Annotated in this window: 12 protein-coding genes and 1 pseudogene (1 of these 13 running past the window's edge); all 13 read left to right on the top strand. The window is 39.2% G+C overall.

Features of this window, described 5'->3' with window-relative positions:
* The first annotated feature begins 177 nt into the window (after positions 1-177).
* Positions 178-945, top strand: coding sequence for a type III pantothenate kinase (locus IQI_RS05845; RefSeq protein ID WP_197489688.1), 768 nt, complete (start codon positions 178-180; stop codon positions 943-945).
* Between the two features lie 20 nt (positions 946-965).
* Positions 966-1,847: an Hsp33 family molecular chaperone HslO gene (hslO, locus tag IQI_RS05840; RefSeq protein ID WP_064091717.1), complete on the top strand. Its 882-nt coding sequence runs from the start codon at positions 966-968 to the stop codon at positions 1,845-1,847.
* Positions 1,848-1,870: 23 nt separating this feature from the next.
* Complete coding sequence (locus IQI_RS05835) at positions 1,871-2,767, top strand: peptidyl-prolyl cis-trans isomerase (protein WP_064091716.1); 897 nt, start codon at positions 1,871-1,873, stop codon at positions 2,765-2,767.
* A gap of 219 nt (positions 2,768-2,986) precedes the next feature.
* Positions 2,987-3,916, top strand: a complete 930-nt coding sequence (gene cysK / locus IQI_RS05830; protein ID WP_064091715.1) for a cysteine synthase A — start codon at positions 2,987-2,989, stop codon at positions 3,914-3,916.
* 616 nt (positions 3,917-4,532) lie between these two features.
* On the top strand, positions 4,533-5,951 hold the full coding sequence (gene pabB / locus IQI_RS05825; protein ID WP_156509848.1) for an aminodeoxychorismate synthase, component I: 1,419 nt from the start codon (positions 4,533-4,535) through the stop codon (positions 5,949-5,951).
* Positions 5,948-6,535, top strand: a complete 588-nt coding sequence (pabA, locus tag IQI_RS05820; protein ID WP_064091714.1) for an aminodeoxychorismate/anthranilate synthase component II — start codon at positions 5,948-5,950, stop codon at positions 6,533-6,535. The genes pabB and pabA overlap by 4 nt, the downstream gene beginning before the upstream one ends.
* A complete protein-coding gene (pabC, locus tag IQI_RS05815; protein ID WP_064091713.1) occupies positions 6,536-7,411 on the top strand; it encodes an aminodeoxychorismate lyase in 876 nt (291 codons plus the stop codon).
* Complete coding sequence (folP, locus tag IQI_RS05810; protein ID WP_064091712.1) at positions 7,408-8,241, top strand: dihydropteroate synthase; 834 nt, start codon at positions 7,408-7,410, stop codon at positions 8,239-8,241. Before pabC ends, folP begins: the two co-directional genes overlap by 4 nt.
* Positions 8,234-8,593, top strand: coding sequence for a dihydroneopterin aldolase (gene folB / locus IQI_RS05805; protein WP_064091711.1), 360 nt, complete (start codon positions 8,234-8,236; stop codon positions 8,591-8,593). Before folP ends, folB begins: the two co-directional genes overlap by 8 nt.
* Position 8,594: 1 nt before the next feature.
* Positions 8,595-9,122: a 2-amino-4-hydroxy-6-hydroxymethyldihydropteridine diphosphokinase gene (folK, locus tag IQI_RS05800; RefSeq protein ID WP_064091710.1), complete on the top strand. Its 528-nt coding sequence runs from the start codon at positions 8,595-8,597 to the stop codon at positions 9,120-9,122.
* Entirely contained in the window at positions 9,074-9,298 is a 225-nt protein-coding gene (locus IQI_RS05795) for a helix-turn-helix domain-containing protein (RefSeq protein WP_064091709.1), read from the top strand. Before folK ends, IQI_RS05795 begins: the two co-directional genes overlap by 49 nt.
* Positions 9,299-9,371: 73 nt before the next feature.
* Positions 9,372-9,509: pseudogene (locus IQI_RS21015) on the top strand (tRNA dihydrouridine synthase DusB); the annotation flags it as partial.
* Between the two features lie 272 nt (positions 9,510-9,781).
* Positions 9,782-10,158: the 5' end (the start) of a lysine--tRNA ligase gene (gene lysS / locus IQI_RS05790; RefSeq protein ID WP_197489712.1), read on the top strand. The gene runs 1,120 nt beyond the window's last position; the window shows 377 of its 1,497 coding nt (coding positions 1-377); it begins with the start codon at positions 9,782-9,784; its stop codon lies beyond the right edge, outside the window.

Genomic DNA, 10,158 nt, shown 5'->3' with positions numbered 1-10,158 from the left:
GAAAGCGAGCATCCTGAAGCGGAAATTAACTACTGCCTTCTTTTCTAAAATATCAACACTCTTTACGAATACAGCCCTATTTAAAGATATACAGTCCAGTTCAAACCGTACCTATAATAAAAAAATTGTGGTATGATGTTGGCAGTGTGAAAACAATTGGCTTAGTAGGTGAGAATAATGATTTTTGTAATGGATGTTGGGAATACGAATATCGTATTTGGTGTATATGAAAATGACCAATTAAAATATCATTGGAGAGCTGAAACGAATCGACATAAGACGGAAGATGAGTTTGGCATGTTTGTAAAAAATTTGTTTAAGCATGTAGAACTAACTTTCGATGAAATTGATGGTATTATTATATCCTCAGTTGTTCCTCCAATTATGTTTAGTTTGGAACGCATGTGTGAAAAGTATTTTAATATCACTCCTCTTGTTGTCGGGCCTGGTATTAAAACCGGACTAAACATTAAATATGAAAACCCAAGAGAAGTGGGAGCTGACCGAATTGTGAATGCTGTTGCTGGCATCCATGAATACGGAGGTCCATTGATTATTGTGGACTTTGGAACTGCGACTACTTATTGCTATATAAATGAAGATAGACAATACATGGGTGGAGCTATAGCCCCGGGAATAGGAATATCAACAGAAGCGTTGTATTCAAAAGCGGCAAAGCTTCCTCGAATTGAAATAGCCCGTCCAGATAATATCATCGGGAAAAATACTGTTGCAGCGATGCAAGCAGGAATTCTTTATGGGTATGTGGGACAAGTAGAAGGTATCGTTCAAAGAATGAAAGCACAAAGTAAGAAGGAACCAACTGTTATTGCTACAGGTGGATTGGCCACGCTTATTTCGAAGGAATCAAAAGCAATCGACGTGGTAGACCCATTTTTAACGTTAAAAGGATTGAAATTAATCTACAAACGAAATATGAACTGAGTGAAAGGAGCTTTCAAAACATGAGCGACTATTTAGTAAAAGCGTTAGCCTATGATGGGCAAGTTCGTGCCTATGCTGTTAGAAGTACTGAAACAGTTGGAGAAGCGCAAAAGAGACATGATACATGGCCAACAGCATCAGCCGCGTTAGGTCGTACGATTAGTGCCGGGGTCATGATGGGAGCAATGCTAAAAGGTGAAAATAAATTAACGATTAAAGTTGAAGGTGGAGGTCCTATCGGTGCTATTCTAGTAGATAGCAATGCGAAAGGGGAAGTAAGGGGTTATGTCTCAAATCCACATGTTCACTTTGACTTAAATGAACACGGTAAACTCGATGTTCGTCAAGCAGTTGGAACATCAGGAACATTATCTGTGGTTAAGGATATTGGAATGAGAGATCATTTTACAGGTCAAATTCCTATTGTTTCAGGTGAATTAGGGGAAGACTTCACATACTACTTTGTGACATCTGAACAGGTCCCTTCTTCAGTAGGGGTCGGGGTTTTGGTAAATCCAGATAACTCTATCTTAGCGTCAGGTGGGTTTATTCTTCAGCTAATGCCGGGAACTTCTGATGAAACCATCACAAAAATAGAGGAAAGGTTATCAGCCATTCCTCCAATCTCGAAATTAATTGAAAAAGGACTTACTCCAGAAGAAATTCTAGAAGAAGTACTTGGAACGAAAGAAATTAAGATTTTAGAAAGTCTTCCGGTTTCATTTAAGTGTCACTGTTCAAAGGAACGCTTTACGAACGCAATTGTGAGCTTAGGTGAACAAGAGATACAAGAAATGATCGATGAAGACGAAATGGCAGAAGCGAAATGTCATTTCTGTAACGAAACCTATGTCTTTACGAAAGAAGAATTAGAAGAAATTAAAAAAGATACGAAACAGTAAACTCTTCTGGGGAGAAATCGGAAATGAAAACCAAACCTTTCATTTTAATCATCTGCGTACTCCTTGTTACGAATATACTGACTCTCATTCTTTGGGTAAAAGAGGATAACCATTCGAAATCAGCAGAAACAAAGGCAGGTTCCGAAGTGGTTGCCACTATTGATGGAGATACCCTCACACGAGAGGATTGGCTATATTCATTGGAGCAAAAGTACGGGGAGCAAGAACTAAGAACATTAATAAACCAAGAAGTTATAGGGAAAGTAGCAAAAAAATATGACGTATCCATTTCAGATAAAGAGATTGAGCAGGAATTTGCCTTTATACAGTCTGTATATAATGCTTATGACGAAGAATATATTGAGGATGAAGAATCCCTTAAAGCTCAAATTAAATCTGACTTGCTACTAGAAGAACTTCTTACAAAAGATGTACAAGTATCAGAAAAAGAAATGAAGACCTTTTATGAGCAGAATGAACATTTGTACACTTTTCCTAAAATGTTTAAACTAAAACAAATCAAAGTAGCGAACCAATCCGATGCCAACCAGGTGATAACAGAGCTTGAAGACGGTTCCAATTTTGAAGCCCTTGCTATGGAACGTTCCATAGATGAACAATCGGCTCATCTCGGTGGAGAAATTGGCTTTATTCCAGTAGAAGGAGAATTACTCTCATCTGAAGCAGTAACGGAGCTGGAGTCTTTATCAAAAGGGGAATGGAGTCAACCTGTTCAAATGGATTCTGAATATGTGATATTTTATGTAGAAGATTTCATGAAAGAAAGGCATTACAGTTTCAAAGATGTGAAACAGCAAATACGTCGTCAATTAGCCTTGGAACAAATCGAAACTCCTATGCATCCTGAAGTATTTTGGGATGAGGTTAAGGTTGATTGGTTTTATGAAAGCAAACAGTAAGAAAGAGACTGACTTTAAGGGTCAGTCTTTTTTGAACTTCCTGTCCGTTTTGTATATTTCATCTTAAACATAGTGAAGCTAAGGCATGCATACATTTAGTTGAGTGGTTTTCTGCTGCAAGAGAGTGGTCATCTAGGTATTTCGTTTGACAAATTAATTGAAAATTGTTACATTTTATTAAAACCAACAAAATTACTTGGAATTAGGAGTGATGTGTGAATGGTCAGAGTTGCCAATTCAATTTCAGAGTTAATAGGACAGACTCCGATAGTAAAACTAAATCGGTTAGTAGATGAAAATTGTGCAGAAGTTTATTTGAAATTAGAATATATGAATCCTGGTAGCAGCGTAAAAGATCGTATTGCGTTAGCTATGATTGAAAGTGCAGAAACTAAAGGGACGATAAAGCCTGGTGATACCATTGTTGAACCTACAAGCGGAAACACAGGAATAGGCTTAGCTATGGTAGCAGCTGCAAAAGGCTATCGCGCGTTATTGGTTATGCCGGATACGATGAGTACGGAACGACGAAACTTGTTGAGAGCCTATGGTGCAGAACTGGTGTTAACTCCAGGAGCTGAGGGAATGGGTGGTGCTATTCGGAAAGCAGAAGAACTAGCAAATGAAAAAGGGTACTTTATGCCCCAACAGTTTAAAAATGAAGCAAATCCTAAAGTTCATAGAGAAACGACGGGCAAGGAAATTGTAGAGCAAATGGGATCAGACCTTGATGCATTTATAGCCGGTATCGGCACAGGGGGAACGATTACCGGTGCGGGAGAAGTGTTGAAACAACACTATCCATCGATTAAGCTATATGCGGTTGAGCCCTCAGATTCACCTGTCTTATCAGGTGGAAAGCCTGGTCCTCATAAAATCCAGGGAATTGGAGCTGGATTTATTCCGGATATTCTGGATACCTCTATATATGATGACATTATCAAGGTGGACAAAGAGGCAGCATTCGACTATGCGAGAAGAGCAGCGAAGGAAGAAGGCATTTTAGGAGGAATTTCCTCAGGTGCAGCCATTTACGCTGCGATTGATGTCGCCAAAAAACTTGGTAAAGGAAAAAAAGTGTTAGCGATTATCCCAAGTAACGGTGAACGTTACTTAAGTACACCCCTTTATCAATTTGACGAAGAGTAAAGAGAAAAAGCCGGATTTTGAAGAGAAATGACTTCAAAATCCGGCTTTTTTGTTGCTCTTTTCGCAAAGGATTTTGTTCTATAACATGAGTCTATTAATAGCTCTGTCAATCAGTTTGTGCTAGATAGAGAGAAAAACAATCGAAAGAAAAGCAAAGATCGACCACTAGACACTTTGGGGAATGCTGTTTTCTATACTTGTATGGTATTTATATAGTCTTTATTAAGAAATTCATGCTTAGAAAGTTGATTGGAGCGGAAGGTGCTCGACTCCTGCAGGAATAGCAGGAAAGTACAATAAGCGGAAGGACTTTGTTCAGGGGCGACAAGCATAAGGCGTTTTTTACCTTTTGGCAGAATTGACTTATGACCTCAAGGCCCTAAGCTCCGGAGCTAGACATTGAGACCCAGCAGGGTAAAGCCCGTGGAGGTTGAACTCACGCCCCTCGGAAAGCGAGAACCTGGAGCGGATAAGAGTAACAAAGTTTACGAAAAGAGTCTTTTTTGTTTTAGGGGGTCACTTTCTTACACCGTCTTCTTGTATTTTCAAATTTTTTACGATGAAACCTTGTGCAAGTTCATGTATCATGAAAGAAGATTACTAGTAGGAGTGTGAAGTGAACGTGCAGCACCTATATTTTCATGAAATCCATTCAACGAAAGAACAATTTTTTACAGCGTACGAACGACTGAGTCAACATCAATCTCATCATATTTTGCTTGAAAGTGGACGAGGTGGACGATATAGCGTTGCTGGACTTCAGCCTAAAGTCATACTACAAAGTGTTTCAGAAGGGTTAAAAATACAGGATTCTTCTGGAGTCAAGATTATGAAGGGGGATCCACTCATAGAGCTTGAGAATTGGATGAAGCCTTTACAAACGAAAAGACAAGAGAATCTTCCTGATTTCCAGGGAGGGGTAATTGGTTTCCTTAGCTATGACTATGCACGTCGTATCGAGAAGCTGCCGGAAATCAGTAAAGACGACCTTGAGATACCAGAGCTGTATTTCTTTTATTTAGAGGAGTGGGTTGTCTTTGATCATCAGGAAGAAGTGTTATGGACAATGCTCCTTTCAAATAAAGACAAAGCACTTGCTGAAAATAGGTTAGAAGAATGGACTGATTTGTGGAAGGAAACATCAACAAAAAGCAGTTCTCTCATACCCGCTGAAAATAAAGCTGAAGTCACTTCTAATGTCAGGGTTTCCATGAATGAAGAACAATTCGCTCAAGCGGTCCATCGAATACAGCAGTATATTTCCCAAGGGGACGTTTTTCAAGTGAACCTTTCAGTAAGGCAATCTCAAGAATTGAAGACGGAACCCTTTGCAGTTTATAAAACGTTACGAGAGTTAAATCCCTCTCCTTATATGAGTTATATAGAAACACCAGAATTTCAAATTGTTTCAGGTTCACCTGAATTGCTAGTAAAAAAACAAGGAACGGAAGTGAGCACCAGACCTATCGCCGGCACACGGTCCCGAGGAAAGACTCCCGCTGAAGATGAAAGCTTAGCTCGTGAGCTCATTGATAATGAAAAGGAAAGAGCAGAGCATGTAATGCTTGTGGATCTGGAACGTAATGACCTCGGACGAGTTTGTCGATATGGATCAGTTGAAGTGAACGAATTTATGGTGATCGAAAAATACTCTCATGTCATGCACATCGTTTCAAATGTAAGAGGAACACTAGATGAAACGAAAACAGGAGCTGACCTTATACGATCTGTCTTTCCAGGTGGTACGATTACCGGTGCTCCGAAGATAAGGACCATGGAAATTATTGAAGAGTTAGAACCTGTTAGAAGAGGAATTTATACTGGCTCAATCGGGTGGATTGGGGTAAACGGTGACATGGAATTAAATATCGTTATTAGAACGATGTTGGTAAAGGAAAGAGAAGCTTATATCCAAGCAGGTGCCGGGGTTGTTATTGATTCTAAGCCTAAACATGAGTACAAAGAGTCGTTAAAAAAAGCGAAAGCCCTTTGGGTTGCCAAAGCTCTAGCAGAAGGGAAGGGGGAAACATTATGATTCTTATGATTGATAATTATGATTCGTTCACATTTAATTTGGTTCAATTTTTAGGGGAGCTGGGAGAAGAGTTAGTAGTTAGACGGAATGACGAAATTTCCATTGATGAAATTGAAGCACTATCCCCTGATTATTTAATGATTTCCCCTGGACCTTGTAGTCCGAATGAAGCGGGCATTAGTCTAAAGGCTATCCAAACATTTGCTGGGAAGATCCCCATTTTTGGCGTGTGCTTAGGGCACCAGTCCATCGCCCAGGTATTTGGAGGAGATGTAGTTCGTGCAGAGCGATTAATGCATGGCAAGACTTCTGATATGCTACATGATGAGAAAACCATTTTCGAAGGGATGCCTCAACATTTTAAAGCTACAAGATATCACTCTCTTATTGTTAAACGAGAAACTTTACCTGACTGCTTTGACATTTCAGCAGAAACAGCAGAGGGAGAAATTATGGCTATTCGTCACAAGGAACTTCCTATTGAGGGTGTGCAGTTTCACCCTGAATCCATCATGACTGAGCAAGGGAAGCGGCTGCTTCTTAACTTCTTAACCTCTTATAAAAAAGTAGAGTTGGTCGGATAAATGTATCTATATGTTAATGGAGAAATTGTTCACGAGTCAGAAGCCGCTATCTCACCTTTTGATCATGGATACTTATATGGCTTAGGTGTATTCGAGACGTTTCGAACCTATAGTGGTCATCCCTTTTTATTAACGAATCATTTAGCTAGACTTAAACGAGGACTGAAAGAATTAAATATTGAAGAGACAATACATGAACAGAAGATAAGAGAAATTCTTAATTCTCTTTTAGAAAAGAACCAGCTTCAAGATGCTTATTGTCGGTTGAACGTTTCTGCAGGTCCCGAAGAGATTGGTTTACGAACGACTCCTTATAAGAATGAGACGATGATTATATTTCAAAAGGAATTACCGCCATTGGTTCCTTTGCGGGAAAAAGAAGGAGTATTTCTTCAATTAAGAAGAAATACTCCTGAAACGACAGAGAGGTTAAAGTCCCATCATTACCTTAACAATATAGCAGCAAAAAGGGAGTTAGGGCCATCTCATGATCTGGAAGGCATTTTTCTTTCAAAAGAAGATTACATTTGTGAAGGAATTACCTCGAATATCTTTTGGGTGAAAAATAGAGAATTATATACACCATCTGTTGAAACAGGATTATTAAACGGAATCACCCGTCAATTTGTTTTGGCTTTAGCCCAAAATCTAAAGATACCTGTCCATGTAGGTTTGTTTGAGAAAGAGAAAGTACTGGAAGCTGATGAAATTTTCTTTACAAACTCTGTTCAAGAAATCATGCCCGTATCAAAAGTTGAATCGCTTTATTTTCCTGGTCAAAAGGGAAAATACGTGGGGATGTTCCACCATCAATACAAAAAATATGTAACGCACTTACTTTCAATAGAAGAATTAAATGAGGGGGAATCTTTATGAATAACGTAATCAAGTGTGGTGGATATGAATTGGACTACAATTCAAAGACGCTAATTATGGGTATTCTGAATGTCACTCCAGATTCCTTTTCAGACGGGGGCTCTTATAACGCAATAGATCAAGGGGTAGAGCGTGCGAAAGAAATGGTAAGAGAAGGCGCAGACATTATCGATATTGGAGGAGAGTCGACCAGACCAGGTCATCGTCCAGTATCTGTCGAGGAGGAAATCCAAAGGGTTGTCCCTATGATCGAGGCGTTATCAAGAGAAGTGAACGTTCCGATTTCAATTGACACGTATAAGGCTGAAACAGCTAAAAAAGCTATCGAAGCAGGAGCAAGTATAATCAATGACGTATGGGGAGCAAAAAAAGACCCTGAAATGGCGAAAGTAGCGGCTGAAACAGGTGCTCCAATTATCCTTATGCATAATCGGAATAATCAACAATATGATCAGTTCATTCGTGATGCCATTCAAGATGTGCAAGAAAGTATTCACCTAGTAAAGCAGGCAGGAGTAAAGGACGAACAAATCATCCTGGATCCTGGAATTGGTTTCGCTAAAACGTTAGAATTAAACTTAGAAATGATGAGACAGTTGGATGTGCTCGTTTCCCTGGGGTATCCTGTTCTTTTAGGAACGTCTAGAAAATCACTAATAGGTCATGTGTTAGACCTTCCGGTAGAGGAGCGACTAGAAGGTACTGGAGCCACCGTTTGTTATGGAGTACAAAAAGGTTGCCAAATTGTGCGGGTTCATGACGTAAAGGAAATAGCCCGGATGACTAAAATGATGGATGCCCTAATGGGAAAGGGGAATATAGATGGATAAAATTCTATTAAACGAGATGGAGTTTTACGGATATCACGGTGTTTTTAAGGAAGAAAACAAGCTTGGTCAACGTTTTCGAGTTAGTGTAGAGTTGCACTTAGATTTAAGGAAGTCGGGACAAAGCGATGAACTGGAAGATTCCGTGAACTATGCAGAGATTTATTCAATCACCAAGTCCGTAGTAGAAGGTGAAACGATGAAGTTGGTGGAAGCTGTCGCTGAAAAAATATCATCAAACATCTTGGCCACATTTAAAATTGTAGAAAGCTGTAAAATCACACTAATCAAGCCAGATCCGCCTATCCCTGGTCATTACCAATCGGTAGCGGTAGAGATTAATAGGAGTCGATAGGATGAATCATATTGCATATATTTCTCTTGGATCAAACATTGGAAAACGCGAGGGTTATTTAGAAAAAGCCATAAACATCCTAAGAAGTCATGGTAAAATAGAAGTAACAAAGCAATCCTCGATTTATGAAACGGATCCGGTAGGGTATACAGAACAAGGTAAGTTTTTGAATATGGTGATCGAAGTTCGTACTAATTTACGTCCAGAAAAGCTGTTGCAGCAATGCTTACAGGTGGAAATTGACCTTGGAAGAGAAAGGGAGTTCAAATGGGGTCCGAGAATAATTGACCTTGACATTTTACTCTATAATCACGAAAATATTGAAGCAGAGAATCTTCTTATTCCTCATCCAAGGATGCAAGAGAGAGCATTTGTACTCATTCCGCTTATTGAGATTGCTCCATACGTTGAGCATCCAATTCTTAGCACCCCGTTCGTTGAATTTCTGGACGAAATACCTGATAAAGAAGGAGTTCGGTTATGGAAACAGATAAATGGGGAAGACGCATTCGTGCATTCAGAAAGCTAAAGGGCTTTACTCAAGAAGGATTGGCTAAGGATTTAGGCATATCGGTCTCAGTGCTTGGTGAAGTGGAAAGAGGAAGCCGTATCCCGAAAGAAGAATTTCTAGTTAAGGTTGCGGAAGTATTAAATATCTCACTCAACGATCTAATGCCTCAGGATGAAATAGACAGAAGTGAATAATCGTCAATGACATATAGTTAGTAAACATATTAGGCAGTAGGTAGAAGTCTTGCTTCAAATAGGGAATATCTAAATGGATAATCAGGTTGTTCTTGCTCCGATGGCAAGTGTATGTAACTTGGCCTTTCAGTAAGAATTTGGAGCAGGAATGGTTTGTGTTGAGATGATAAGCGATAAAGGGTTCGTATCTCAAAATGAAAAGTCTCTAAACAAGAGAATACCCAATAAGCTTTACGAAAGAAAGCCAAGTGAACGCAGGATGATTTTGATTTGAAGGTGATTTCTAATAAAAGGCTAGAACCAATATGTGACAATGTCATCCTATTGGGTCGGCCTTTTTTAGATGACTTCATACTATGAGGTGATTCTATCTCTAACACTAATCTAAAATAACTAACACTTTAGGGGTGTTACAAATCTAGATATTGTGTAAAATAGTATGGTATATAATCGTAGTGTTCTAGTAAAGCAGATAGAATAGGAGTGAAACATATGAGTCATGAAGAAATTAATGATCAGCTTCGAGTGAGACGTGACAAAATGGAAGCAATCCGTGAAAAAGGTCTGGATCCATTCGGTAAACGTTTTGATCGTACACATAGTTCAACGGATATTAAAAAGCAATTTGAAGAATTCTCAAAAGAAGAGTTAGAAGAGAAAGATAGTACGGTTACTATTGCAGGTCGTATTATGACCAAGCGTGGAAAAGGGAAAGCGGGATTTGCTCACTTACAGGACTTAGCTGGACAAGTTCAAATCTATGTTCGTAAGGATGCAATCGGTGAAGAGGCGTATGAATTATTCAATACGGCAGACCTTGGTGATATTGTAGGAATTACTGGTACGGTATTTAAAACGAA

Source organism: Rossellomorea aquimaris TF-12 (assembly GCF_001648555.1).
Taxonomy (GTDB): Bacteria; Bacillota; Bacilli; order Bacillales; family Bacillaceae_B; genus Rossellomorea; species Rossellomorea aquimaris.
Note: the sequence above shows the minus strand (reverse complement) of the source record. Positions and strands in the feature narration are given on the sequence as shown.